Genomic DNA, 25,664 nt, shown 5'->3' with positions numbered 1-25,664 from the left:
AAGTGCTGCTATAGCAGATCCTGAGGAAGCAACCCGGCTATATCAAGTTCAGGCGCCAGCACCCGACCGGGCGATATGTTCTCGATTTCTACGTGCTGGAATTGAGACTCGGGATCGAGATCGATGGTGTTGCTCACGACATGAGCGATCGACCGGAGCGCGATGAGGCCCGCGCCGAATGGCTCGAATCGCAAGGGATAAGAATGCTGCGTATCCCCGCAAAGGATGTCCTCGCCGATCCAACCGCAGTCGCGGACAGCATCGTGCGGCGCTGTACCGAAAGGTAAAACCCCTCCACCCACCCGCTTCGCGGGCGGTCCCCCTCCCCATGGCTTCGCCAAGGGGAGGATCTGGATCAAGCCGCCGCGGCCTGCGCCGCGAGGAAGTTATAGGGATCGATACCGCGGTTGCGGTACGCGCGGTGCGCCTCCTCATAGAGCGTCGGCTTGGCGATGCCGAGACGCGCGCGCGCAGCTTCGAGCGGCTCGGCGAGCAGCGCGCGGATATCTTGTTCGATGATCGCCTTTGCCGCCTGACCGTGGCGCTGGCCCTGGCGGATCGCGCCGAACACCGGGGCGTTGCTCTTGACGCTGCGCTTCACTTCGTAACCGCCGGCATAGGCGATGAAGAAATTGCCGTAATTGCCCGTCTGGCCATAGGTGAAGCCGAGCACGCACTGTTCGCCGAGCGCGTCGCGGCCATAGCCGGTGAGGATGTGGAACAGGTCGTGCGTGTCGCGCAGGCGGTTCGAATACCATTGCACCTGATCGTCATATTGCGGGCGCCCCATCTTGTCGCTCTCGGCGACGAGGCCCGCGGCCGACAGTCCCTCGCGGCGCATGAAAGTGACATAGGCGTGGCCGACGCTGCCCTCGGGCAGCGCGTCGATCCAGCCATGATCGTCAAGCAGGTCGGGCAGATAGGGTTCGCGTTCCATCAGCTTCCGGCCGAAATCGCTTGTCACAAAGGCGCGCGCATCGTCCATGAAGCCCTTGCGCGGCAGATTTTCGAAGATGTGGAAGACCTGCTCGGTATCTTCCTTGTCCCTGATCAGCTTGCGGAAGTGCTGGAACGCCTTGAACGGACGGAACTTCTGCGGCTGGCGGTCGGGGTGGGAGAAGATGGTGGGGATCATGGCGGCTCTCGCTCGAATCAGGTGATGCTGCTGGAATAGCATTACTGACATAGATGTCAATAATGGTTTAACGCCGCCCGGCGACGTCAATAAACCGCTCGACGCTCTTCACCCCGCGCGATACCTGTCGGCCCTCGGCCGAAGGGGAATGGGGCATGGAAGCACAGGGGGCGGCAACGCGTTACGAAAGCCTCGACGCCATTCGCGGCGTTGCGGTGATGGGCATATTGGCGATGAATATCGTCGCCTTCGCCCTGCCCTTTCCGGCCTATGCGAACCCCGCCGCCGGCGGGCCGCCCGGCGGCGCCGATGTTGCGACCTGGTTCTTCAACTTCGTCTTCATCGATTCGAAGATGCGCGGCATGTTTTCGATGCTGTTCGGGGCGAGCACGCTGCTCGTGATCGACAGCGCCGCCGCGGCTGGCCGCAGCGCCGCGGGCGCGCATTATTCGCGCATGTTCTGGCTCGCGATCTTCGGCCTCATCCACTTCTACCTGATCTGGTTCGGCGACATCCTCTTCCTCTATGCGATGTGCGGGCTGCTGCTCTTCCTGTTCCGCAATCTTTCGGTGAAGGCGCTGCTGCTCTGGTCGGTCCCCTTCTTCCTGATCGGCATCGGCCTGCCCGCCAGCCTGTGGTCGATGCTCTCCATGGCGCAGGCAGGCAGCCTGCCGCCCGAGGCCGCGGCGGGAATGCGCGAGGCACTCGTTCAGATGAACGCCGACATGGGTCCGTCGACCCCGGCCTATGCGAAGGAAATGGCGCTTTATCTCGGCAGCTATGCGGGCATCGTCGCGCACCGCACGGGGGAGATGGCCGGCGACCCGCTCTTTTTCCTCGTCATGTTCGCTTGGGAAACGATCGGCCTGATGCTGATCGGCATGGCGCTGTTCAAGTCGCGCATGCTGACCGGCGAATGGGAGGCCGCCCGCTACCGCAAATGGGCGCTGATCTGTTTTCTTGTCGGCGTTCCGCCGCTGGCGGGCCTTGCCCTTTACCAGATGAACGCGGGATATGACGCGGTGGCGATCTTCGGATCGACGATCGCGCTGTCGGTTCCGTTCGATACGCTGATGACCGTCGGCTGGGCGGCGCTGATCATGCTGCTGATCCAGACCCGGGCGAGTGCCGCCGTACGCGCGCGTTTCGCCGCGACGGGGCGCATGGCCTTCACCAACTATCTCGTCACCTCGATCGTCATGACGACGATCTTCTACGGCTATGGGCTGGGCCTCTTCGGCAGCTTCGGCCGTCTGCCGCTCTATCTTTTCTGCTTCGGCATGTGGGCCGCGATGCTGCTGTGGTCGAAGCCATGGCTCGAACGCTATCAATATGGGCCGCTCGAATGGCTGTGGCGCAGCCTGTCGCGATGGCGCGTTCAGCCGATGAAGAAGATACACTCCGGCTGACGCCGGAAGCGGCACCGGCCCGCTCCCCCACCGCCCGAAGACGACGCGTGGCGTCGAAGGGCCTCCCATAGGCTACTATTGTTGGGAAGGCCGGGTGGGGGAGCGGGCCGGTGCCGCCAGAATCAGTAATTCACGGCGCGGCCGAAGCCCGCCGGGCGGCGCTGGACGAGCGGATTGGCTTCGCGCTCGAGCGCGGCCAGCGTTTCTTCGAACAGCCGGCGCAGGTCGACGACGCGCGGCAGATATTCGTCGGGACTGGTCTGGCTTTCGACGCAGGCCCGCGCGAACATCTCGATATCCTCGGCCAGCGCGCCGAGCTTCTCGCCGCCGAACTGGCGCGCTTCGCTCTTCAGCGTGTGCGCGGGCATGACAAGGCCGCGCGCGTCGCGGGCGCGCATCGCCTCTTCGATGGCGGCGACCGATTTGGTGCCGTCCTCACGAAAATAGCCGAGAATCCGTACGAAAGCGGCGCCCAACTGGGTGCGCGTCGCGCGGAACTCATCCCAATCGACCAGAATTTCGTCCAATGTTCCGTCCCTTGGTGTTCATATTCGGCCGTGGTCCCGGCCGTTCCATGCCCAATTTGGGTAAAAAAGACGTTACAATGACGGCGCGCGCGCGGCCAAAGCCGCCCCGTTTTGGATCAACCGCGCCGCACGCGCCAGCGCCCCGCGTCGGCCGAAGCCGCATCGCCTTCGATCAGCCAGCCATGTTCATCGGCCAAAGCGGCGACTTCGCGTCCCGCCTGCGGATCGTCGGCGATCAGCAGCACGTCGTGCGCGTCGCGCATCGCGCGGGCGAGGCGCAGTGCGGGCCAGGGGCAGCGCATCCCGCGCGCATCGACCGTCACCGGCGATGCGTCACTCGTCATAGGGATTGCGCGAATTGCGGAAGTTGAGCCGCACCGGCACACCCTGGAACCCAAGCTCCTTGCGCATCCCGTTGACCAGATAGCGTTCATAGCTTCCCGGCAGCGCGTCGGTGCGCGAGCCGAACACGACGAACGTCGGCGGGCGCGTCCGCGCCTGCGTGATATAGCGCAGCTTGATCCGCTTGCCGCCCGGCGCCGGCGGCGGGTTCGCCGTGATGGCGCCCTCGAACCAGCGGTTGAGCCGCGCGGTCGATACCCTGTTCGTCCAGATCTCGCGCTGCTCGAACGCGACGCGCACCAGCGTGTCGATGCCCTTCCCCGTCGCGCCCGAAATGCTGAGCACGGGCACGCCCTTGACCTGGCTGAGCCCGTCGTCGAGCGCGGTGCGGACGCCGTTGAACAGTGCCGAGGGGTCTTCGGCGATATCCCATTTGTTGAGCGCGACGATCAGCGCGCGCCCTTCCTGCAGCACCTTGTCGGCGATGCGCAAATCCTGCGCCTCGAGCCCTTTCGTCGCATCGAGCAACAGCACGACCACCTCGGCGAAATCGACCGCGTGCAGCGCATCGGCGACCGACAATTTCTCCAGCTTGTCGACGACCTTCGCGCGCTTGCGCATGCCGGCGGTGTCGAACAGCTGGATCTCGTGGACCTCGCCGTCCTTTTCCCATTGCCAGTCGACGCGAATCGAATCGCGCGTGATCCCGGCCTCGGGGCCCGTAATCAGCCGGTCTTCGCCGATCATGCGGTTGATCAGCGTCGACTTGCCCGCATTCGGACGGCCGACGATCGCCAGCTTCATCGGGCCCAGCGGCGCGTCCTCATCCTCTTCGCCGTCCGCCAGCGGAAGGGTTTCGGCCCCTTCGGCGCCATATCCCTCGACGATCGGGCGGAGCGCATCAAACAGATCGACCACGCCTTCGCCATGTTCGGCGCTCAATGCGATCGGATTGTCGAAGCCAAGCGAATAGCTCTCCATCAGGCCGTTTTCGCCCTGTTTCCCCTCCGCCTTGTTGACGAGAAGGATGATCGGCGTGTCCTCGCTGCGCAGCCAGCGCGCGATTTCCTCGTCGAGCGGGGTCACGCCCGCGCGGCCGTCGATCATGAAAAGCGCGGCATCGGCCTCGCGCACCGCCTTTTCGGTCTGGACGCGCATCCGGCCGGGTAGCGTCGCCGCGTCCTGATCCTCAAAGCCCGCGGTGTCGACGATGCGGAATTCGAGCCCGAGCAGCTTGCCGTCGCCCTCGCGCCGGTCGCGCGTCACCCCCGGCTGGTCGTCGACCAGCGCCAGACGCTTGCCGACGAGCCGGTTGAACAGCGTCGATTTGCCGACATTGGGCCGGCCGACAATGGCGATCGTCGCGTGTCGCGACATCAGGCAGTCCTCATTTCAAAGCATAAAGCGATAACAGGTCCGTATCCCCGAGCGAAGACGAGGGGCTCGTTCGAGCGAAGCGAGAACCTGCGTCGTTGCTGCCTCGACTTCGCTCGGCATAGCCCCTCGTCTTCGCTCGGGGATACGGAATAAATAACCGCGCGATGTTTCTATCAGCGCCAGGCCGTGATCGTCCCGTCGTCCGCAAGGACGTACAAGATGTTGTTCGCGACGACCGGCGACTGCGACAGCGACGAATCGAATTCGGTCGATCCGAGCAGCGAGCCATCGGTGGGCGAATATTCGGCCAGCGTCCCTTCGCTGTTGACCGCGATCAGCCGCCCGCCGGCCAGGATCGGTCCCGTCCAGCGGATCGGGTCCTTCTTCTTCTTTTCGGTTTCGACGCGGAAACGCGCGAGCTGCTGCAGCCAGCGGACCTTGCCCGACGAACGCGCGACGCAGAGCAGCTTGCCGTCGTCGGTCATCGCATAGACCCATTCGCCGACCACATAGGGGGTCGAAATACCCGCGATCGAGATTTCCCAGCTGCGCTGGCCGGTGACGAGTTCATAGCTCGCCATGCGACCGCCCTGGCCGAGCGCGAAGACATGACCGCGGTCGATGACCGGATCGGCATCGACGTCGGTGAGCGTCGACACCGACAGCGCCATCGAGGTGCGCGCGAGCGCGTCTTCCCACAGGTCGCGGCCATTCTCGTAACGATAGGCCTGCACTTCGCCCGACGAGAAGCCGGCGACGATCGTCCCCTGCCCCGCGGCGGGCGACGCCGCGCCGAACACGCTGCCGGCCTCGGTCGATGCCGTCGCCTGCCACTGCACCGCGCCATTGGCGGCGTTGAGCGCGTAAATCTGGTTGTCCTGGCTGATCACATAGACGCCGCCAAAGGCAATCGTCGGCGCGCCGCGCAGCGGGCCGGTTGGCTTCACCTTCCAGATCACCGAACCGTCGGCGGCGTTGAGCGCCGCGACGTCGCCGACGCCGCTCGTCGCATAGACGACATTGCCGTCGACCGCCGCGCCGCCGCCGAACAGCGAATCCTTGAAATCCTTGCCAGTGCTGCCGATCGCCGCGCTCCACAGCTTCGCGCCGGTATCGGCGGCAAAGGCCGAAACGACGGCATCGGTATCGACGACGAACAGCCGGTTGTCGGCGATCACCGGCGACGAGGCGAGACGCTGTTTGTTGGTGCTTCCCGCGATGCTCGCTTCCCACAGCTTCGCGCGCGTCGCGCCCAGCGCCGGATGCCCCATCGATTTCGAGGCATTGCCGCCCGACTGCGCCCAGGCCGCATTCACCGCGGGCTCGGGCAGCACGACCGCCATCGCGGCGGTGGCCGGATCGACCTTGATGCTGTTGTCGTTCGACAGAATCGACACGCGCTCGCCGACCGTCGGGGTCTTCGCCGGACCGTCGCCCTTGAACACGCCGCACGCCGCAAGCGGCAGCGCCAGCAGCGTCGCATAAAGTCCGTAACGCGCGCTGCGCATAATATCTGGCCGCATATTAATTGGCTTTCTCAGTCTTGCTGGCGGCCGCTGCCTTGGGCGCAGCATCGCCTTTCTTTTCGGCGGCGGCACTTTCCGCCGCCCTGTCGGTAACCGCATCGACACCGAGCATGCCCGCCATCTGCACCGAACGCGATTGCAGCGACCGCGTCACGTCGGGCGATTTGGCGATGCGGCCATAGAGCGCGCCGGCCTGGTCGAACTGGCCCAGCTGATAATGCGCGGTGGCCGACAGTTCGGCGGCGCTCGCGAACCAGCTCGACGCCGGATCCTTGGCATCGACCATCGGCTTCATTCGCGCGATCACCGTCTCGGGCTTCAGCGTGTCATATTCGAAAGCGGTCTGACGGATCAGTGCGAGGTCGCGCAGCGCCTGATCGAGCTTGGTGTCGGCGGCGACCTTGGCCATCAGCGCGGCGGCGGCCTTGAGGTCGCCGGCCTGCGCCTTGATGTTCGCTTCCTGCATCTGCGCGACCGCGCGATAGGCGGGGTCGCCCTCCACCGCGATCTTCTGCAATTCGGCGGTCGCGGCGCGCGGCTGGTTGGTACCGAGCTTTTCGAACGCCGCGATCAATTCCTCGGCCTGCTCGCCGCGCGCGGCATCCTGCCGGTGATCCCAGAAGAGATAGCCCCCGAACGCCAGCAGCGCGGCGACCACGCCGCCGATGATCCACCGGCCGTAACGCTGCATGATCGTGTCGAGCCGGTCCTTGCGGACGGCTTCGTCGACTTCCTGCAACAGCGCAGCGTCATTCGTCGGGCTCAGGGCCAATCAAACCTCCATAACTCAATAGCGGCGCTGGGCCGGCCCGCTTCCTTAGCGATGGCGCGGGGAAAGGCCAAGCGTTTCACTTTGGGTCGTCGCCGCGCCGTCGGCCAGCACCATCAGCCTGCGCCATCAACCTGCGCCATCAACCTGCGTAGGTCTGATCCTCGGTCGGGAATGAACGGGACCTGACTTCGTCGGCATAGTCCTTGACCGCAGCCTCGACGACGCCCGCCATATTCCCGAAACGCTTCACGAATTTCGGGACGCGTTCGAACATGCCGAGCATGTCGTCGGTGACGAGAACCTGGCCGTCGCACTGCGCCGAAGCGCCGATCCCGATCGTCGGGCAATCGACCTTGTTGGTGATCTCGATCGCGATCGATTCGAGCACCCCTTCGATAACGATCGAAAAGGCGCCGGCCTGCGCGACAGCAACGGCGTCTTCGACGATCGAGCGCGCTTCCTCCTCGCTTTTGCCGCGCACGCCATAGCCGCCGAGGATGTTGACCGCCTGCGGCGTCAGCCCGACATGGCCCATCACCGGGATGCCGCGCTGGGTCAGGAATTCGATCGTCGGGGCCAGCACCTTGCCGCCCTCGACCTTCACCGCCGCGGCGCCGGTTTCCTTGAGCAGCCGCGCGGCATTGTCGAACGCCTGCTCGGGGCTCCCCTCATAGCTGCCGAACGGCATGTCGACGATCACCGCGGCATGATAGCTTCCGCGTACCACGGCGGCGCCGTGCAGCGCCATCATGTCCATCGTCACACCGACCGTGTGCGGCAGGCCATAAATCACCTGCGCGAGCGAATCGCCGACGAGCAGCATGTCGCAATGCGGATCGAGCAGCTGCGCCATGCGGACGGTATAGGCAGTGAGCATCACGAGCGGCTCGCCGCCCTTGCGCTGACGGATACGCGGCACCGTCAGGCGCTTCATCGGCTGCGGCGTCGGATTGGCGCGGCTCGTCGATGTGTCGAGGGTGAGCGTTTTGGGGAGCGTGGACATGGCGCGAGGGTTTAGCCGCTAAAAGAGCGGCGCGAAAGCGCGAAAGCCCGTTTTTGTTGCAGCGCAGCGAGGGCGCGTCAGGCCGCGCTCAGCGCCGCCAGATGATCTTCGCTGAGTTTCAGAGCAACGCTGCCTATGAGCTCGTCGAGCTGCGCCACCGTTGTCGCGCTCGCGATCGGCGCCGTCACGCCCGGCTGCGCGGCGACCCACGCCAGCGCAATCTGCGACAGCGTCGCGCCGGTCTCGGCGGCGATGGCGTCCATCACCGCGAGCACCGCCGGGCCTCTTCCTTCGAGATAGGGTTTGACCCGGGCCCCGCGCGGACTCTTGCCGAGGTCGCCGGGCTCACGATATTTGCCCGACAGATAGCCCGAGGCGAGGCTGAAATAGGTGACGACGCCCAGCCCCTCGTCGATGCAAAGCTGCTGCAAGGGCCCCTCATATTGCGTTCGGTCGAGCAGGTTGAGTTCGGGCTGCATCGCGGTGAAACGTGGCAGACCCTTGTCGTCGGCCAAGCGCAACGCCTCCGCCAACCGTTCCGCCGAATAGTTGGATGCGCCGATCGCGCGCACGATGCCCGCGTCGACCAGCTCGGCAAAGGCGCCGAGTACTTCGTCGAGCGGCACGTCGGGGTCGTCCTTGTGTGCGAAATAAAGGTCGATGACGTCGGTGCCGAGCCGGTCGAGCGACCCTTGCACGGCTTCGCGGATGCGGTCGGGCTTGAGGCCGCCGGGCATCATGCCGACCTTGGTCGCGATCAGGACCTTGTCGCGCGCGCCGCTTTCCTTCAGCCACGCGCCCATCATGCTTTCGGACTCGCCGCCCTTGTGCCCCGGGACCCACGCCGAATAGACGTCGGCGGTGTCGATCATCCCGCCGCCATGCTCGACGAAGCGGTCGAGAACGGCGAAGCTCGCCTCGCGATCCGCCGTCATGCCGAAGACGTTGCCGCCAAGCACGAAAGGGCGGATCGACAGGCCGCTTTGGCCCAGCGCGCGTTCGGTCATCGCGAAACTCCTTTTTCAACTGCGACCACCGCCTCGCGCGGGTTGTCGCTGAATAGCCCGTCGACGCCCGCGGCGAGATAGGCGTCGATCTCGCCCGCCAAATCGCCATGGCCCGATGGATTGATACTGGCCTTGTCGCCGAGCGGCAGGAAGTAATTTTCGCGGCGAAACGTCCAGGGATGCACCCTCAGCCCCGCGGCGTGCGCATCGCGCACCAGCGCGGTCGGCTTGCCGAGCCGGCCGAGCGTGGCGCGCGGGATCACCATCGCCTTGTTCGGACCGATGCCGTCGGCATAGGCCGCAACCATTTTCAGCCCCGACGGCGACGCCATGGCGGCATAGCTGGTGCCGGGCCGATCGGCGGGCCCGCCCTCGACGTCCATCAACTGGATCAGCGGCAGGTCGCTCTTCGCGCGCAGGTCGATCAGATTGCCGACCTCGAAACTCTGGATGAACACCGGCGCCGTGCGGCCGCGATAGCCGAAGCGACCCAGCATCGCGAGCAGAGGCGCCTCGTGCGGCAAGCCGATCGCGACGAAATAGCTCGGGTGCTTGGTTTCGGGATAGACGCCGACGAGCCGGTCGCGATCCTTGTTGACCTCGGCGAGCAGCGTGAGGATTTCTTCGAAGGTGGGGATTTCGAACCGCCCGTCATATTCAGTGCTGCGCAGCTTGGGCAGCCGCTCACGCGCGCGCAGCGTCTTTAATTCGGCGAGGGTGAAATCCTCGGTGAACCAGCCCTCGACCTTTTGTCCGTCGATCGTCTTCTCGGTCTTGCGGTCCGCGAACTCGGGATGGGCGGCGACGTCGGTGGTCTCCGAGATCTCATTTTCGTGCCGCGCGACGAGCACGCCGTCCTTGGTCAGCACGAGGTCGGGCTCGATGAAGTCGGCGCCCTGCTCGATCGCGAGCCGGTAGCTCGCGAGCGTATGCTCGGGCCGCTCGCCCGATGCGCCGCGATGCGCGATCACGATCGGCGGCTGTCCGTCGAGGGTCGGCTGCGCGGTCACGACGTCAGCCGTGCAGCCCGTGGACAGCATCAGCGCCGCCACGGCCATGAGCGGCCGGATCATGCGCCAAACCGCGCCTGCCAGTCCGCAACCGAAAAGCCGACGCTCATGTCGTCACCGGCTTCGACGACCGGCCGCCGGATCATTGCCGGTTGCTCGAGCATCAACGCCTTCGCCGCGGCGGCATCGAGCCCCTGTTTCTGCTCCTCGGGCAGCTTGCGAAAGGTCGTTCCCGCCTTGTTGAGCAGCTTTTCCCATCCGAGCGCGTCGATCCAGCCCTGCAGCCGCGCCGCGTCGAGCCCGTCCTTGCGGACATCGTGAAAACGATAGGCGACGCCCTGCTCGTCGAGCCAGCGCCGCGCCTTCTTCACCGTGTCGCAGTTCGAAATGCCATAAAGAATCATCGTCATGGGTCAAAACCTAGCAGGCACGGATTGCAGATTCGAGGCCGCGAAGCGGACGCGCTCAAGAAATCGGGGGCGGGTCCGCGATGCGCGTGTTCGCGCTGGCGAGTTTGCCGCGAAGCGCGCGGGCGAAGCCCTCGTGGAGCGCGCCCGCGATCGCCGGATTGGCGGCGAGATAGGCGCGCAGCGCCGCCGCGGGTACGAACCACAGCCGCGCGTTGCTGCCGAGCACAACCGTGCCTGTCGCATGGGCGCCGTCGAGCGCGGTCGCTTCGCCGATCAGCGCGCCGCCCGACAATTTCCCGACCTCGACGCCGTCGCGCAGCACCGCCGCCTGTCCCTCGGCCAGATAGAAGAGGCTCGGCGCCGCCTGATTCTCGCGGATCAGCACTTCGCCGCGCTTCGCCGAGATCCAGTGCCCCTGGTCGATCAGATCGCGCGCCGCCCCCGCGCCCAGCCCCGTGAAATGCTCGCGCCTCAGCGCCTCTTCCTCGGCCGAAAAGCTGATATTCGTTCCGCGCAGCCACAGGCGCGCCAATATGCCGATATTGACCGCCAATATCGCGAGCACGAGCAGGCTGTAGCCGAGGTCCGACCCGCGAAAGAGTGTCAGCGGCAGCGCGACGAAAGCCGCGGCGGCAAGGCCGACGCGCGCATAGTCGATGCGCACGACGAAGCTCGTCGCCAAAAGGAGGAAGAGCGCCCCATAGAGGAACCACGCGGAATCGAAATTCGTCACAGCCAATCGCTCGCATCCCGACCCCGCCCCGCATTGGGGCCTCGGTCATTGGGTGGTTGACGTTACCGATAGCCAAAAACCTTGGATACGCGCGCCCATCGCCGCATCAAGGTCCGTAATAAACTATCAGTTCCTGGCCCTGAAGAAAAGCATAGGTGCGCAAATGTCACGATAATGCTAATTTTCGACTTTGGTCGTGCCGGAAACATTGCTTCGGCGCGTCATAGGCGCCATGTGGCGCTCGATTCGAACGCGAAAAGACAGGCAGATGACGAAAAATTGGCAACCGCATAGCTGGCGCTCGCACGAGGCCCGCCAGCTTCCCACCTATCGCGACGCCGATGCGCTCGCGGCGGCCGAACGCGAACTCGCAAATTATCCGCCGCTCGTCTTCGCGGGCGAAGCGCGCGAACTGACAAGCGAACTCGCGCGCGTGGCGGAAGGCAAAGCCTTTCTGCTTCAGGGCGGCGACTGCGCCGAAAGCTTTGCCGAATTTCATCCGAACAATATCCGCGACACCTTCCGCGTCCTCCTCCAGATGGCGGTCGTGCTTACCTTCGCCTCGAAGATGCCCGTGGTGAAGCTCGGCCGCATGGCGGGCCAGTTCGCCAAGCCGCGCTCGGCCGACATGGAAGAGATCGATGGCGTGTCGCTGCCGAGCTATCGCGGGGACAACATCAACGACATCGCCTTCGACGCCGCGGGCCGCGAGCCCGACCCGCAGCGCATGGTCAAGGCGTACAACCAGTCGGCGGCGACGCTCAACCTGCTGCGCGCCTTCGCGAACGGCGGCTATGCGAATTTGCACCAGGTCAACGCCTGGACGCACGACTTCATGGACCGCAGCCCGTGGGCGAAGAAATATCAGGAAACCGCCGCGCGCATTTCCGAAGCGCTCGCTTTCATGGAAGCATGCGGCGTGACGCCCGAAACCGTCCCGCAGATCAAGGGGACCAGCTTCTACACCAGCCACGAGGCGCTGCTGCTTCCCTATGAACAGGCGCTCACACGGCAGGACAGCCTGACCGGCGGCTGGTATGACACCTCGGGCCATTTCCTGTGGGTCGGCGATCGTACGCGCTTCGAAGGGTCGGCGCACATCGAATATCTGCGCGGCATCGGCAATCCGGTCGGGATGAAGTGCGGCCCGAGCCTCGAGCCCGATGCGCTGCTGCGCCTGCTCGACACGCTGAACCCCAATCATGTCGCGGGGCGCATGACGCTGATCACGCGCTACGGCCACGACAAGATCGAGGCGCATCTGCCCAAGCTGGTGCGCGCGGTGAAGGAATCGGGGCATCCCGTCGTCTGGTCGTGCGACCCGATGCACGGCAATGTCATCAAGACGCCTAACGGTTACAAGACGCGCCCGTTCGATCGCATTCTCGCCGAAGTGCGCGGCTTCTTCGCGGTGCACCGCGCCGAGGGCACGCATGGCGGCGGCATCCATATCGAAATGACCGGCCAGAACGTCACCGAATGCACCGGCGGCGCGATGGACGTGACCCAGATGGATCTGGCCGACCGTTACCACACCCATTGCGACCCGCGCCTCAACGCGGGGCAGAGCCTCGAGCTTGCTTTCCTGCTCGCCGAAATGCTCAATCAGGAAATGGCGGATCGCGCGAAGCAGGCGGCTTGATTTAACGGCGATCCTGTCTTTTCAAGCCTGCGACAAGTACGGCGGGCTTCAACCGATAGTTGTCATAAGATCCTCCCTGTGCCGCAGGCATGGGGAGGTGGCAGCGCGAAGCGCTGACGGAGGGGCTATGACGCGAGGTTGAGCCCCTCCACCATCGCCTGCGGCGACGGTCCCCCTCCCCATCGCTACACGACAGGGAGGATTTTCAACCGCCGCTCTCCACCTCTAAACCAACATCCTCTACTTGCCCGGCCACCGCTTGGTATCGGCGAACGCCCGGCCCAGCGCGACGTGCAAATCGGCATCCTCGGCCGCGCCGCCCAGCGGGATCTTGTGGGAGAATTCGTCCGCCGGGCGGTGATAGTCGCTGCCCAGAAACGCTTCGAGCAGCTTCATGTCCGAAAAGCTGCCGCCGACCATCAGCGACGTCACGCCCTTGGCGCCCAAGGCCCAGCCGTCCTGCCGCTGGATGAAGGCATCGGCCTCACCATCCTCGTCGAGCTTGCGGCCGAGCTTGGTCGCCGCCTCGCGCACCACCGCGTCATAGGCGGGCTTGCCGCGCCCGATCGTCGCCACCGGCGTGCCGCGCGGCGAAATCGCGATCGTGTCGACGTTGAGCGCGACAATGATGTCGGCCAGCGGCACCACCGGATGATCGGCGAACCAGTGCGCGCCGAGCAGGCCCTTTTCCTCCGCCGTCGTCGCCATGAAATAAATGTCGCGGTCGGGCCGCGCGCCCTTGCCCAGCCGCTTGGCGACCTCGATCAGCACCGCGATCCCGCTCGCATTGTCGACCGCGCCGTTGCAGATGCGGTCGGCGGCGCCTTCGGGCTCGCAGATGCCGAGATGATCCCAGTGGCCGAGGAACAGCACCGCCTTGCCGTCGGGCTTCGCGCCCGGCAGCTTGGCGACGATATTGTGGCTGGCAAAGGGGCGGACGGTCGATTGCGCAGTAAAGTCGGCCGTCACCGGCAGCGCGGCGCCCTTGTAATCGGGCGACTTGGCGGCCTCGCGCAGCGCGGCGCTATCCTGTCCCGCCGCCTTGAGCAGCGTGTCGGCGGCTTCGGGCGAAAGGAAGCCGCTCACCGGCGCGCCCGGCTTCGCGCTCGCCAGCCGCACATATTTGCCGCCGACGCTTTCGCGCAGCGCCGGCCACGGCACCGCGCCCGTAGAAATCACGAGCACCGCGCTCGCCCCCGCGTCGGCGAGCATCTGCCGCCGCTCGCGATAGCGTGGGAGCTTGTCGCCGAAGGGCGCATTGTCGAAAAGCATGATCGCGAGCTTGCCCTTGACGTCGGCATTGACCTGCCCCGCGCCGTCGACGCCATAGCCGACGAAAAGCGCGGGCACGTCCGCCAGCGCGACCGACGCGTCGCGGCCGGTCAGGATAATGCCGTCATCGCCCGGCACGATCTCGCGGCCGTTCACCTTGAACTTCGCGGTTCCGCCGAGCGCCTGCGTCTCGACGAAGGGCACGGGCTGGACCCACGGCGTCGCGCTGCCCGGCACGGGTTCGAGCCCGGCCTTCGCCCATTCACCGACGACATAGGCGATCGTGCGATCCTCGCCCTCGGTGCCGGGCGCGCGGCCCTCGAACGCGTCGTCCGCCAGTATCTTGATATGCGCGGCGAGGTCGGCCTCGGTGACCGGCGCATCACCCTTGGCGGGCGCGGCCGAAACGGCGGGGGCGAAGGAAAGCAGGGCGACAGCCGCGATCGCGGCGCGGAAGGAGCTATGTCTCATGGACGCGCCGCATCGCATGTCCGCAGCATCCCGGCAAGGCGGTTCGTCGAACGACGAACGGCGGGTATAAGAGCCCCTCCCCTTTAGGAGTGTCAGGTCGGTCATGCCCCCGGCATGACCTAAACCGTCCGGGGGACGGTTTACCTGACACTGGGTTGGGGTGGGGGCCATCGGCCTTGCGCAAGGCCGATGGCCCCCACCCGCTGCGACTAAGCCAGCAAGCTGGCAAGTCTCGCTGCCCTCCCCTGAAGGAGAGGGCTTGTTACCTACCGCCCCGCCCGCGCCAGCAATGCTCTAGCCGCCGCGACGTGCATATCCTCGATCATCCGGCCGTCGTGCCGCTGCGCGCCGCCGGTCGCCGCGGCGACGAGCGCTTCGGCCGCCGCGATCTCGCGCTCCGACGGCGCGAAGGCGGTGTTGCACGGGTCGACCTGCGACGGGTGGATCAGCGTCTTGCCATCGAAGCCGAGCCGGCGTCCTTCCGCAACCTCGGCCGCGAAACCCGCGGCGTCGTCGATCGCGTTATAAACGCCGTCGAAAACCCAGACCTCGCCCGCGCGCGCGGCAAGTATGATCGCCTGAATCGCATGGCTCATCGCGCCGCGGTCCATGCCGTCGGGCAGCTTCAGCTCGTGCGCCAGATCGTTGAGCCCCGCGATCAGACCGGTCACGGCGGGATCGGCGGCGATATCGCGCGCGGCATAGATCGCCGCGGGCGTTTCGATCATTGCGAGGATGGGCAGGCCGAGATCGCACAGCGGGTCGAGATCGGACGGCGCATCGACCTTCGGTAGCACGACGGCATCCAGCGCCAATCCGGCGAGCGCGGCGATGTCGGCGGCCTGCTCGGCGCTGCCTGTCGCATTGACGCGCACCGCGACGCGCTTGCCGGGAAAGCCCGCCGTTACGGCCGCCCGCATCGCGGCGCGCGCTTCGGCCTTGCGATCGGCGGGCACCGCATCCTCCAGATCGACGATCAGCATGTCGGCGGCAAGGCCGCCCGCCTTTTCGAGCGCGCGCGCATTCGACCCCGGAACATAGAGCAAGGAACGCGGCGGATAGTCGGCGGAATAGTCGCTTGGGGTCATGCGCTTTTCTGTGGCGCAACCCTGCCGTTGCCGCAATAAGGAAGCGGGTTTGCAGAGACGCAATTTGCAAAGAGGGGATGATCGATGGAATTCGCACTCGCACTGGTGGTTCTGGCGCTGGTGTTCCTGATCTGGGCGCTGACGCCGGTGCGGCAGGGCTATGCCTATACGATCGAACGTTTCGGCCGCTACACGCACACCGCGCAGCCCGGGCTCAACTTCATCATGCCGATCTTCGACCGCGTCGGTCGGAAAGTGAACATGATGGAGCAGGTGCTCGACATCCCGGGGCAGGAAATCATCACCAAGGACAATGCGATGGTCGCGGTCGACGGCGTCGTCTTCTTCCAGGTGCTCGACGCCGCCAAGGCCGCCTATGAGGTCAGCGACCTCTATCTCTCGATCATGAACCTGACGACGACGAACCTGCGCACCGTGATGGGCTCGATGGACCTCGACGAAACGCTGTCGAAGCGCGACGAGATCAACACGCGGCTGCTGCACGTCGTCGACGATGCGACCACCCCGTGGGGCGTCAAGATCACCCGCGTCGAGATCAAGGACATCCGCCCGCCCGCCGATATCTCGAACGCAATGGCGCGGCAGATGAAGGCCGAGCGCGAAAAACGCGCGAACATCCTCGAAGCCGAGGGCAGCCGCGCTTCCGAAATCCTGCGCGCCGAGGGCCAGAAGCAGAGCCAGATCCTCGAGGCCGAAGGCCGCCGCGAAGCCGCCTTCCGCGACGCCGAGGCGCGCGAGCGCGAGGCCGAAGCCGAAGCGAAGGCGACGCAGATGGTGTCCGACGCGATCGCCGGCGGCAACGCGCAGGCGATCAACTATTTCATCGCGCAGAAATATGTCGAGGCGGTGAGTCAGTTCGCGACCAGCCCGAACAGCAAGACCATCCTCTTCCCGGTCGAGGCGACGCAGCTGATCGGAACCTTGGGCGGCATCGGCGAACTCGCCAAGGATGCGCTCGAACGCAAGACGGGGGCCTGACATGCCCGACTGGCTGACCAACATGGAACCGCATTGGGCATGGCTCTCGCTCGGCGTGCTGCTCGCCGCCGCCGAGATCGTCGCGCCGGGCTTCTTCCTCATCTGGATCGGCGCCGCCGCGGTCGTCACCGGCGTCATCGCCTGGGTCGTCCCGCTCAGCGTCCCGCTCCAGCTCGGCATCTTCGCCGCGCTGGCGTTCGTCGCGCTCTATGGCGGGCGCCGCTGGCTGAAGGCGAACCCGATCACCACGGCCGACCCGCACCTCAACCAGCGCGGCGGCCGCCTCGTCGGCGAGGTGCTGACGGTAACGAAAGCGATCGAGGACGGCCGCGGCCGCGCCAGGGTCGGCGACGGCGAATGGCCGGTGCGCGGTCCCGACGTGGCCGAAGGTACCAAGGTCCGCGTGGTCAGCGCCGACGGCGGCGTGCTGCTGGTCGAGCCGGTCTAGCCGCCGCGCGGCCGCAAATAAATCGCCACCACATGCCCCAGCGCATCGCTGTCGCCGATGCGCCGGAACCCCAGCTTGGCCGCGACACGCTCCGACGCCTCGTTGCCGAGATCGATGATGCAGCGCACATCCTTCGCATCGAGATTCGCGTCGGCCCAGCCTAGCGCGGCGGTCATCGCCTCGGTCGCATAGCCCGCGCCCCAATGGTCGGCGTCGAACGCCCAGCCCGCCTCGGGCCGCCCTTCGAGCTCGGGGATGCCGCGGCAGAAATAGCTGAGCCCCCCCATGCCGATCAGCGCGTCGCTCGCGCGGTCGGCGAACACCCAGTAACCGAATCCCATCACCGGCCACAGCCCCGCCGAACTCAGAAACTTGCCCCAACTGACGTCGGGGGCGCGCGGTTCGCCGCCGATGAAGCGCGTGACGCGTTCGTCGGCCCACATGTCGATGTGAACATCCTTGTCGGCAAGGCGCCCGGGACGCAGGCGCAGGCGGTCGGTTTCGATAACGGGGGGAGCGCTGAAGGTTGCGGAAGCCATGGACGCGGTGTGCCGAAGCGCGGCGAAACGGTCAATCGGGGTTGAGATAATGATCGAACAGGTCGTGCAGCACCGCGGTGCCGTCGACCTGCCGCTTCGCGCGCAACACGCCCAGCCCGTCGACCCGCGCCAGCACCTCCACATGGCGCAGCACCGCATGATAATGCGGCCCGTCGTTGAAATCGTGGAACAGGAAAACGCAGTCGGGCTTGCAGTGGATGATCGACTGTAACAGGCAGGCGACACGGAAACGCCCCGCGATCGACACCGCATCGGGGCTGCCGCCCATGCCGCGCCAGATATGGCTGTGATAGCGCGGCCAGTCGCGGATGCGGCCTTCATCCGCGGGATAGCCCCCCTCGCCGACCGGCCCGATGTCGATATGGACGGGGGTGAACTCGACCGCCTCGCGCGCGACCTCGTCCTGTATCCGGCCGAGCCGGGCGGGATCGCCATCGACGCTGACGATCCGCCGCACCTGCCGCGCCGCAACCAGCGTGGCTTCGCCGCAGCCGAATTCGAGCAGCGAAGACAGCCCCGCGAGTTGCAGCTCGATCTGCGCGATTTCGGCGGCGGTCAGATGTGGTCGCATGGTCCCCTCCCCACGCGCTCAGCGATATGGGACGGGCGCCGCGGCGTCCAGCGGGGATCGGCACATTATCGCCGCGAAGGCGGGCTCCCGGAGAGGGGAGAGAGAGAATACCGCTCCGGGTGCCCGCCTTCGCGGGTCAGGCTGCCGCCGCAGCCAGCCCGGGTTTCGACGAATGCGCCGGCATGATCGCGTCGGCATAGTCGCTTTCATATTTCTGGATCAGCGACCGGTCGTCGTGGTTCCACGGGTGGAAACCCGGCATGAAATAGGAAAGCCAGGGAAAGAAGCTCTTGCGCAGCACGCCCGGGGTGCCGAGCAGATACCACCAGATGCGCGCCGTGACGCGCCAGCCGGTGAGGCCGTCTTGTTTGAGCAGCGCCTTCATCCCCTTGACGCGCTTGGGCCAAAAACGCGTGGTGACGAGGAGCATCATCAGCGACTTGGCGCGCCAGCGCTTGAAGCGGCTCCAGTCCTTCGTCGCGTGCAGCCAGGTGTCGTAAGCGACGCCCTTATGCTCGATTTCCTCGATCGCGTGCCATTTCCACAGCGCCGCCCATTCGGGCTCGGCACCGGCGTACATCTTGTCTTCGCGCAGCATCACCGCCGCCATCATCGCGGTATAATGTTCGAGCGCGATCGTCGCCATCAGGTTGACGATCTGCGGGCGCGTCTTGATGAGGTCGAGCACCTGGTTGACGTCGTCCTCGAGCTCGGAAAGATCATATCCCGCTTCGGCCGCCTTCTTGTTAAAGACGACATGCTCGCGGCTGTGGATCACCTCCTGCTGGGTAAAGGCCCGGATTTCGCGCGCCAGCTTGTCGGGGACGCCGTCGCGGTGCGCCTTCACCGCCTCGATGAACATCGCTTCGCCGCGCGGAAAGGTCACCGAGAGCGCGGTGTGAAAGGCCGAGGCGATCGGATCGCCGTTCAGCCACCAGCGCCCCTGCCGGTCGTCGCGGCCGAAGCGCATATCGCGCGGGGTGATCGAAAGATCGGCGGGGGTCGGCGACCGGGAAAGGCTGGACATATGGCTCATACCGTCGAAAAGGGTTGTCGGGGCCAGAAAATAGGGTTTACTTACATATATGTCAATAGTGAAGAAGCGTTTGAGTCCCGAGGAAAGCCGGTCGGCGGCGCTCGAGGCCGCGCGCCAGATATTGGTCGAAATGGGGCCGGCGGCGGTGACGCTGAAAGCCGTCGCGGCGCGGATCGACCGCACCCACGCCAATCTGCTCCACCATTTCGGCAGCGCCGCGGGGCTGCAAAAGGCGCTCGCCGCCTATCAGGCCGAAACCGTGTGCGACACGATCGGCCGGAAAATGGCCGAATCGCCGCCGGGCGAGCGCAATGTCCGCGAGATCGTCGACCTCGCCTTCGATGCCTTCAACGAGGGGGGCGCCGGCGCGCTCGCGACCTGGATGGCGGCGACGGGCAACGACGACGCGCTCGACCCCATCGTCGCTGCGATCCACCGCCTGATCGACGGCATGGCCCCCGACGCGCATGAAAAACGCCTGATGCACGAGGATACGCTCGCGCTCGTGCTGATGGCCTTGGGCGATGCGCAGCTCGGCGGCCCGATGGCCGAGGCGCTCGGCCTGCCGCGCGACACCGCGCGCGTGCTCGCGACCGAACTCATCACCGGACGCATCGCCAAATTCTGGGCCGAACATGGCGGCAAGCCCGCGAGCTGAAACGAGGCGATGAATAGCCGCTACCGACCGTTAGTTGCCGTTGGATCCTCCCTGTGCCGCAGGCATGGGGAGGTGGCAGCGCGAAGCGCTGACGGAGGGGCTATGGCGCACCGTCGCGGCCCCTCCACCACCGCCTGCGGCGGCGGTCCCCCTCCCCATCGCTGCGCGACACTCCTCGTCATCCCGGCGAAGGCCGGGATCTCGTCCTATCGGTTTACCGCACCGGCGAGATCCCGGCCTTCGCCGGGATGACGGTCAAACTGATGACAGCTTCCCACCCCAAAGCCGCCATCCGTATCGCGCGCCTTCCCTCGTGGATGCCCGGCTAGTAAAATCGCGCCATTCCGCCTAAAGGCCCCGCCATGCACTTCCTCGACCAAGCCAAGATTTTCATCAAGTCCGGCGATGGCGGCCCCGGCGCCGTGTCGTTCCGGCGCGAGAAATATATCGAATATGGCGGCCCCGACGGCGGCAATGGCGGCAAGGGCGGCGACATCGTCTTCGAAGCCGTGGCCGGCCTCAACACGCTGATCGACTTTCGCTATACCCAGCATTTCAAGGCGAAGCGCGGCACCCCCGGTGCCGGCCGCGACCGCACCGGTGCGGGCGGCCCCGACCTCGTCATCCAGGTCCCGATCGGCACCCAGATCCTCGACGACGACGAGGAGCGCAGCCTGCTCGCCGATTTGACCAAAGAGGGCGAGCGCATCCACTTCCTGCGCGGCGGCGACGGCGGCCGCGGCAATGCGAGCTACAAGACCTCGACCAACCGCGCGCCGCGCCAGCACGGACCCGGCTGGCCGGGCGAGGAAATGTGGGTGTGGCTGCGCCTGAAACTGCTCGCCGACGCCGGCCTCGTCGGCTTGCCCAACGCCGGCAAGTCGACCTTCATCAATGCGGTGAGCAACGCGCAGGCCAAGGTCGGCGCCTATGCCTTCACCACGCTCCGCCCCCAGCTTGGCGTCGTCAGCCACAAGGGGCATGAGTTCGTCGTCGCCGACATCCCGGGGCTGATCGCGGGCGCCGCCGAAGGTGCCGGGGTCGGCGACCGCTTCCTCGGCCATATCGAACGCTGCCGCGTCCTCCTCCACCTCGTCGATGCGAACGACGAAGACGTGGCGACGAGCTACCGCATCGTCCGCGACGAACTCGAAGCCTATGGCGCCGACCTGATCGATAAGCCGGTGATCGTCGCGCTTAACAAGACCGACACGCTCGACGACGAGCTGATCGCCGCGCTGTCCGCCGAGCTCGAAGCCGAAAGCGGCCACCCGGTGATGGCGCTCTCGGGCGCCAGCGGCGCGGGCGTGCCCGCGGTGCTCGACAAGCTGCTCGAAGCGATCGGCCATCCCGAACCCGGCGAGGACGAGAGCGAAGAACCGGACGACTGGTCGCCGATTTAGCACCCTGTCCCCGGGGAACGAAATGCCGCCGCAGGGAATTTCATGCGGAACAACAAGGATTTCCGCATGACCGAACGCAACCCGCTTCCCGCGCTGCTGCTCGTCGCGCTCGCCGCGGCCGCGGCCGCGGCCGCCGCCCCGGCGAACGCGCAGGAAGGCAGCGAGAATGCCGAAAAGCGCACGCGCATCATCCTCGGGCCGCAGCTTTCGCCGTCGTGGCCGGGCGCGGACAAGTTCAGCGTCGGCCCCTATATCGACGTCTCGCGCACCCGCGACAGCGCATTCGAGTTCGAGGCGCCCGACGAAAGCTTCGGCTCCCCGCTTGTCCATTCGGGCGATTTCGCCTTCGGCCCCGCCTTCGGTTTCATCGGCAAGCGCAAGGCGTCGGACATCGGCGCCGACCTGCCTAAGGTCGGCTTCACGGTCGAGGCCGGCGGCTTCGCGCAGGCCTATCTGGCCCCGTCGCTCCGCATCCGCGCCGAAGGACGCAAGGGGCTCAGCGGGCATAAGGGCTGGGTCGGCGAAATCAGCGCCGACTATATCGCGCGGCGGGGTGACGGCTGGCTCTTTTCGATCGGCCCGCGCGTCACGCTCGGCGATTCGAAATACCACCGCGCCTATTTCGGCGTCACCCCCGCTGCGGCCGCCACGTCGGGCCTGCCCGCCTATGACCTGGGCGGCGGCGTTCAGTCGGTCGGCGTCACTGCGGGTTATCACCGCATGGTCGGAAAGAATTGGGGGGTCGCGGTCTACGGCCGCTACGACCGGCTCGTCGGCGACGCCGCCGATTCGCCCGTTACGCGCCAGCTCGGTTCGCGCAGCCAGCCGTCGGGGGGCATCGCGCTTAGCTATACCTTCGGCGGCGGCCGTTGAGCCGTCCCGCCTGGCGGCTCTAGGTTTCGCCCGGTGCCGGCAGCCGCGCGAGCAGCGCCACGAGCTGCGCTTGGCTGCCCGCGCCGGTCTTGCGAAAAATGCCTTTCAAGAGGAAGCGCACCGCGTTGAGACTGACCGCGCGCAGCGCGGCATAGCCCTGCAGCGTCTCGCCCGCGGCGAGCGCGACCGCGAGGCGCGCTTCGGCCGGGGTCAGGCCGAACCATTGCGCGACGCGGTCGATCTCGAGCACCGGGGTTTCGCCCGGCGCGCTGCCCAGCGTGACAATCAGCGAGGCGCCGAGGCGGACGCCGCCGAGTTGCTGCGCCGACTGCCGCGTCACCCGTGCGACGAGCACCGGGCACTCCTTGCCCGAAGGCGCGACGGTCTGAAAGGCGAGGCCGGCGGGATCGGGGCGTCTGACGAGATCGAGCAGCTGTTTCTGGCTCGGCGGATGGGTGAAGGCAAAACGATCCTGCGCGGTGCGGATGAACCCCGCGCGTTCGTAACGCGCGGCGCGGGCGTTCGCCGCGAGGATGCCCAGCTGATCGTCGAGGCTGAAGATCGCGAAGGGCGCGGCATCGGCGGCGGCGCGCGCCGCGCCCGCCGCAAGGTCGAGCGTCGCGATCCGATCGCTGATCCGCATCGCGCGCTGCATATGCGGGGCAAGGACGCGCAAGCCGCGCTTCAACCGTTCGACGTCGCGGTCGCCGGGGCCAGGCAGCATCAGCCCGAGCCGGTCGCCATCGCGGCGATCAAGCAGCACGCCGACGAGCCGGTCGATGCCATAGGGTTTCAGGAAGTTACGGAAAAACTCGCTTTCATAGAATTCCTCGCGCGTCATGATGTCGAAGCTGTCGACGACGCTGCCGTTGCCGTAACGCTGGAACTTGCGCGACCAGGGGTGATGGCCGGCGTAAACCGCGGTGTAGATTTCCTGGATGCCCGCCGCGAGGCCGGTCGCGGCGACGAAACGCGCGCTCGGCGGGTTGCTGTTTTCCCACAGGATGAAAGCCGCGTCCCAGTTCAGCGGGCAGAGCGTGCCGGTGATGCGGGCGAGGGTCTCGTTCCAGCTTTCGGGATGCAGGACCGAATCGTATATTTCGCCGATCAGCGCGTTGAGCACCTCCCATTCGGCCGGCGCATTATGGTCGGTCGGAAAGGCCGGTCGCTGATCGCCCTGCATGTACTTCTCCCCACAGAAGATACGCAGCCACCGCATTTGAGGCGAGCCGAACCGCGATGGCAAGCGCAATGCGACAAAATGAAAAAAATCCGCTCCCTACCCAGGTGGGTAGCGAAACGAAGCCGCGAATCGGCGATGAAGGATCCGCGACCCGAGGAAGGTGGAACCAAGGCCATCTTGCTCTCTTGAAGTCCGCCGGCTTGCCGGCGGACTTCATTTTTGGGCGATGGACCGGCTGCGGCCATTCGGCGTATCGGCAATATCGCGGTCGGGATTGGGGCCACTTGGAACCGAAAACGCAAAGCCTGAGCTATGCGCGTCCACCTGCGCGGAACGTTCGCTCCTTCCCGAGCCTGCTCCGCCGGCTCCACCGAACCAGCAAGCCTCTCGACACGACCCTCCGAAGGCGGGACGACCCCAAATGAATTCTGGTCCGACATGGATCAATTACACGGTGCCATGACAGCTGTTACCGTCATCGGGCTAAGATGCCTTCCGACCGCGACCCAGGAAGGCATAGGGGCATTCTTTTGTGTGGGCCAGGAGACGGAAAGGCTCCGCCACGTGCGGGGCTTTCTTGGTTGGCGGGTTTCGACCGAACCTAGCCGTCGCCCCCGCGAAGGCGGGGGCCGCTGTCGTTTTACACAATGCCGCTGAGTAAGGCCGCTAGCGGCCCCCGCCTTCGCGGGGGCGACGGTTGTGGAATGTCCGCTCACCACCCCAAAGCCGCCCATTCCACGCCGTCGAAAAACGCTGTCCTACAAAATCGGGCCGGACTAGCCTGCCCCGATGACACCGCCCTCCCCTCCCACGCACTCCGCAGCCCTTCGCTCCTCGCGCGTGAGGGGCGTCAACTTCGTCAACTTCCGTCCCACCTCGCAGCGGCGTCGATCGCCGGGACATTCGCATTGGCGGCGCGCGCGCATCGCGCTATCGGCGGCGGCATGAGCCTGTTTCCGCCCCTTTCCTGCCCCCGTCTGATCGTCAAGATCGGATCGGCGCTGCTCGTCGATCTGTCGGGCGCGGTCCGGCGCGACTGGCTCGCCGGGATCGCCGCCGATATCGGCGAGCGGACGCGCGCGGGCCAGCAGGTCGCGGTCGTGTCGTCCGGCGCGATCGCGCTCGGCGCGCGGCGGCTGGGGCTTGCCAAGGGCGGACGCGGAACGCTCGAGGATGCGCAGGCGGCCGCCGCGACCGGACAGATCGCGCTGAGCCAGGTCTGGGCCGAAGTACTCGGCGCCGAAGGACTGACCGCAGCGCAGATGCTCGTCACGCTCGACGATCTCGAGCATCGCCGCCGCTATCTCAACGCCGCCGCGACGCTCGACCGGCTGCTCAGCCTCGGCGTCGTGCCGATCATCAACGAGAATGACAGCGTCGCGACCGAAGAAATCCGCTTCGGCGACAACGACCGCCTTGCCGCACGCGTTGCCCAAGCCGCGGCGGCGGGCGGCGTGATCCTGCTCTCCGACATCGACGGCCTCTACGACAAAAATCCTGCCCTTCCCGGCGCGAACCATATCGCGCGCGTCGAACGCATCGATGCCGCTATCGAGGCGATGGCTGACACCGGCTCCGCCTCGGGCATGGGATCGGGCGGCATGGTATCGAAGATCGCGGCGGCGCGCATCGCCAACGCCGCGGGCGCGCATCTCGCGATCGCGTCGGGCCGGATCGACCGGCCGCTGTCGACCGAGGCACGGCACACTTTGTTCGCCGCCGAAAAGGGCGCAAGCGCGCGCAAGGCGTGGCTCGCGGGCGGGCTCACCGCGAAGGGCCGGGTCGAGATCGACGCGGGCGCCGCCAAGGCGCTGCAAGGCGGCGCGAGCCTGCTCGCCGCCGGCGTCACCGCGGTCAGCGGCAGCTTCGCACGCGGCGACATTCTCGACATCGCCGGTCCCGACGGACGCGTCATCGCGCGCGGCCTTTCCGAATATCCGGGCGCCGACGCCGCGAACATCGTCGGCCTCGGCCGCGAGGCGCAGGAAGCCGCGCTCGGCTATGCGCCGCGCAGCGCGATGGTCCACCGCGACCATATGGTGCTGTTGTGAACGCTGCGATGAATCCATTTGCGATGAATCCATTAGAGCCCCTCCCCTTCAGGGGAGGGGTTGGGGTGGGGGCCATCGGCCTTGCGCAAGGCTGCGAGTCCCCACCCCCGGCCCCTCCCCTGAAGGGGAGGGGAGCAAGATGACACCCACCCTCGCAA

Annotated in this window: 26 protein-coding genes; 8 read left to right on the top strand and 18 right to left on the bottom strand. The window is 66.3% G+C overall.

Going from position 1 to position 25,664, the window contains the following annotated elements:
• Positions 1–8: 8 nt before the first annotated feature.
• On the bottom strand, positions 9–359 hold the full coding sequence (locus FG95_RS21360; RefSeq protein WP_443027706.1) for a hypothetical protein: 351 nt from the start codon (positions 357–359) through the stop codon (positions 9–11).
• Positions 356–1,135, bottom strand: coding sequence for a Coq4 family protein (locus tag FG95_RS11360; protein WP_037555983.1), 780 nt, complete (start codon positions 1,133–1,135; stop codon positions 356–358). Before FG95_RS11360 ends, FG95_RS21360 begins: the two co-directional genes overlap by 4 nt.
• 155 nt (positions 1,136–1,290) lie before the next feature.
• Here FG95_RS11360 and FG95_RS11355 point away from each other — a divergent pair, with 155 nt between their 5' ends.
• Positions 1,291–2,544: a DUF418 domain-containing protein gene (locus FG95_RS11355; protein ID WP_037555981.1), complete on the top strand. Its 1,254-nt coding sequence runs from the start codon at positions 1,291–1,293 to the stop codon at positions 2,542–2,544.
• 122 nt (positions 2,545–2,666) lie between these two features.
• On the opposite strand, the gene FG95_RS11350 is transcribed toward FG95_RS11355, so the two are convergent.
• The 10 genes from FG95_RS11350 to FG95_RS11305 all read right to left on the bottom strand — a co-directional run bounded on the left by FG95_RS11350 (position 2,667) and on the right by FG95_RS11305 (position 11,251).
• Entirely contained in the window at positions 2,667–3,071 is a 405-nt protein-coding gene (locus FG95_RS11350) for an Hpt domain-containing protein (protein WP_200880192.1), read from the bottom strand.
• 116 nt (positions 3,072–3,187) lie between these two features.
• Entirely contained in the window at positions 3,188–3,415 is a 228-nt protein-coding gene (locus FG95_RS11345; RefSeq protein WP_037555979.1) for a sulfurtransferase TusA family protein, read from the bottom strand.
• Positions 3,405–4,790 carry a ribosome biogenesis GTPase Der gene (der, locus tag FG95_RS11340; RefSeq protein ID WP_037555978.1) on the bottom strand — a complete coding sequence of 462 codons (1,386 nt, stop codon included), beginning with the start codon at positions 4,788–4,790 and terminating at the stop codon, positions 3,405–3,407. The genes FG95_RS11345 and der overlap by 11 nt, the downstream gene beginning before the upstream one ends.
• A gap of 173 nt (positions 4,791–4,963) precedes the next feature.
• Complete coding sequence (locus FG95_RS11335; protein ID WP_037555977.1) at positions 4,964–6,313, bottom strand: outer membrane protein assembly factor BamB family protein; 1,350 nt, start codon at positions 6,311–6,313, stop codon at positions 4,964–4,966.
• A 1-nt stretch (position 6,314) separates the two neighbouring features.
• Complete coding sequence (locus FG95_RS11330) at positions 6,315–7,088, bottom strand: tetratricopeptide repeat protein (RefSeq protein WP_037555975.1); 774 nt, start codon at positions 7,086–7,088, stop codon at positions 6,315–6,317.
• A gap of 139 nt (positions 7,089–7,227) precedes the next feature.
• Positions 7,228–8,091, bottom strand: coding sequence for a 3-methyl-2-oxobutanoate hydroxymethyltransferase (gene panB, locus FG95_RS11325; RefSeq protein WP_037555974.1), 864 nt, complete (start codon positions 8,089–8,091; stop codon positions 7,228–7,230).
• 77 nt (positions 8,092–8,168) lie between these two features.
• Positions 8,169–9,098: an aldo/keto reductase gene (locus FG95_RS11320; RefSeq protein ID WP_037555973.1), complete on the bottom strand. Its 930-nt coding sequence runs from the start codon at positions 9,096–9,098 to the stop codon at positions 8,169–8,171.
• Entirely contained in the window at positions 9,095–10,171 is a 1,077-nt protein-coding gene (locus tag FG95_RS11315) for a glycerophosphodiester phosphodiesterase (protein WP_081933111.1), read from the bottom strand. Before FG95_RS11315 ends, FG95_RS11320 begins: the two co-directional genes overlap by 4 nt.
• Positions 10,168–10,518 (bottom strand): ArsC family reductase, encoded by a 351-nt coding sequence (locus tag FG95_RS11310; protein ID WP_152567630.1) that lies wholly within the window; start codon positions 10,516–10,518, stop codon positions 10,168–10,170. Before FG95_RS11310 ends, FG95_RS11315 begins: the two co-directional genes overlap by 4 nt.
• Positions 10,519–10,573: 55 nt before the next feature.
• Entirely contained in the window at positions 10,574–11,251 is a 678-nt protein-coding gene (locus tag FG95_RS11305; RefSeq protein WP_235211545.1) for a Crp/Fnr family transcriptional regulator, read from the bottom strand.
• Positions 11,252–11,519: 268 nt separating this feature from the next.
• Here FG95_RS11305 and FG95_RS11300 point away from each other — a divergent pair, with 268 nt between their 5' ends.
• On the top strand, positions 11,520–12,893 hold the full coding sequence (locus FG95_RS11300; RefSeq protein WP_037555970.1) for a class II 3-deoxy-7-phosphoheptulonate synthase: 1,374 nt from the start codon (positions 11,520–11,522) through the stop codon (positions 12,891–12,893).
• A 240-nt stretch (positions 12,894–13,133) separates the two neighbouring features.
• On the opposite strand, the gene FG95_RS11295 is transcribed toward FG95_RS11300, so the two are convergent.
• Together FG95_RS11295 and FG95_RS11290 are read right to left on the bottom strand one after the other, a co-directional pair.
• Positions 13,134–14,636 carry a M28 family peptidase gene (locus tag FG95_RS11295; protein ID WP_235211542.1) on the bottom strand — a complete coding sequence of 501 codons (1,503 nt, stop codon included), beginning with the start codon at positions 14,634–14,636 and terminating at the stop codon, positions 13,134–13,136.
• A 266-nt stretch (positions 14,637–14,902) separates the two neighbouring features.
• On the bottom strand, positions 14,903–15,724 hold the full coding sequence (locus FG95_RS11290) for an HpcH/HpaI aldolase/citrate lyase family protein (RefSeq protein ID WP_052182303.1): 822 nt from the start codon (positions 15,722–15,724) through the stop codon (positions 14,903–14,905).
• Positions 15,725–15,808: 84 nt separating this feature from the next.
• Here FG95_RS11290 and FG95_RS11285 point away from each other — a divergent pair, with 84 nt between their 5' ends.
• Positions 15,809–16,723, top strand: a complete 915-nt coding sequence (locus FG95_RS11285; RefSeq protein WP_037555968.1) for an SPFH domain-containing protein — start codon at positions 15,809–15,811, stop codon at positions 16,721–16,723.
• A 1-nt stretch (position 16,724) separates the two neighbouring features.
• Entirely contained in the window at positions 16,725–17,171 is a 447-nt protein-coding gene (locus tag FG95_RS11280) for an NfeD family protein (RefSeq protein WP_037555967.1), read from the top strand.
• Here FG95_RS11280 and FG95_RS11275 read toward each other — a convergent pair.
• From FG95_RS11275 to FG95_RS11265, 3 genes are all read right to left on the bottom strand, one after another.
• A complete protein-coding gene (locus tag FG95_RS11275; RefSeq protein ID WP_037555966.1) occupies positions 17,168–17,710 on the bottom strand; it encodes a GNAT family N-acetyltransferase in 543 nt (180 codons plus the stop codon). The two genes, FG95_RS11280 and FG95_RS11275, sit on opposite strands and share 4 nt — an antisense overlap.
• Before the next feature lie 31 nt (positions 17,711–17,741).
• A complete protein-coding gene (locus tag FG95_RS11270; protein WP_037555965.1) occupies positions 17,742–18,302 on the bottom strand; it encodes a hypothetical protein in 561 nt (186 codons plus the stop codon).
• Positions 18,303–18,438: 136 nt separating this feature from the next.
• On the bottom strand, positions 18,439–19,329 hold the full coding sequence (locus FG95_RS11265) for a metal-dependent hydrolase (RefSeq protein WP_037556010.1): 891 nt from the start codon (positions 19,327–19,329) through the stop codon (positions 18,439–18,441).
• A gap of 58 nt (positions 19,330–19,387) precedes the next feature.
• On the opposite strand from FG95_RS11265, the gene FG95_RS11260 reads away from it, so the two are divergent.
• The 3 genes from FG95_RS11260 (at position 19,388) to FG95_RS19890 (ending at position 22,272) form a co-directional block, all read left to right on the top strand.
• Positions 19,388–19,996, top strand: coding sequence for a TetR/AcrR family transcriptional regulator (locus FG95_RS11260; RefSeq protein WP_037555964.1), 609 nt, complete (start codon positions 19,388–19,390; stop codon positions 19,994–19,996).
• A 362-nt stretch (positions 19,997–20,358) separates the two neighbouring features.
• On the top strand, positions 20,359–21,399 hold the full coding sequence (obgE, locus tag FG95_RS11255; protein ID WP_037555963.1) for a GTPase ObgE: 1,041 nt from the start codon (positions 20,359–20,361) through the stop codon (positions 21,397–21,399).
• Positions 21,400–21,465: 66 nt separating this feature from the next.
• Complete coding sequence (locus FG95_RS19890; protein WP_161786549.1) at positions 21,466–22,272, top strand: MipA/OmpV family protein; 807 nt, start codon at positions 21,466–21,468, stop codon at positions 22,270–22,272.
• A 19-nt stretch (positions 22,273–22,291) separates the two neighbouring features.
• On the opposite strand, the gene FG95_RS11245 is transcribed toward FG95_RS19890, so the two are convergent.
• Positions 22,292–23,455, bottom strand: a complete 1,164-nt coding sequence (locus FG95_RS11245; RefSeq protein WP_037555962.1) for a helix-turn-helix transcriptional regulator — start codon at positions 23,453–23,455, stop codon at positions 22,292–22,294.
• 944 nt (positions 23,456–24,399) lie between these two features.
• Here FG95_RS11245 and proB point away from each other — a divergent pair.
• A complete protein-coding gene (proB, locus tag FG95_RS11240) occupies positions 24,400–25,506 on the top strand; it encodes a glutamate 5-kinase (RefSeq protein WP_037556008.1) in 1,107 nt (368 codons plus the stop codon).
• Positions 25,507–25,664: the final 158 nt, after the last annotated feature.

The organism is Sphingopyxis sp. LC363 (assembly GCF_000756385.1).
Taxonomy (GTDB): Bacteria; Pseudomonadota; Alphaproteobacteria; order Sphingomonadales; family Sphingomonadaceae; genus Sphingopyxis.
This window is presented reverse-complemented; position numbering and strand designations above follow the sequence as displayed.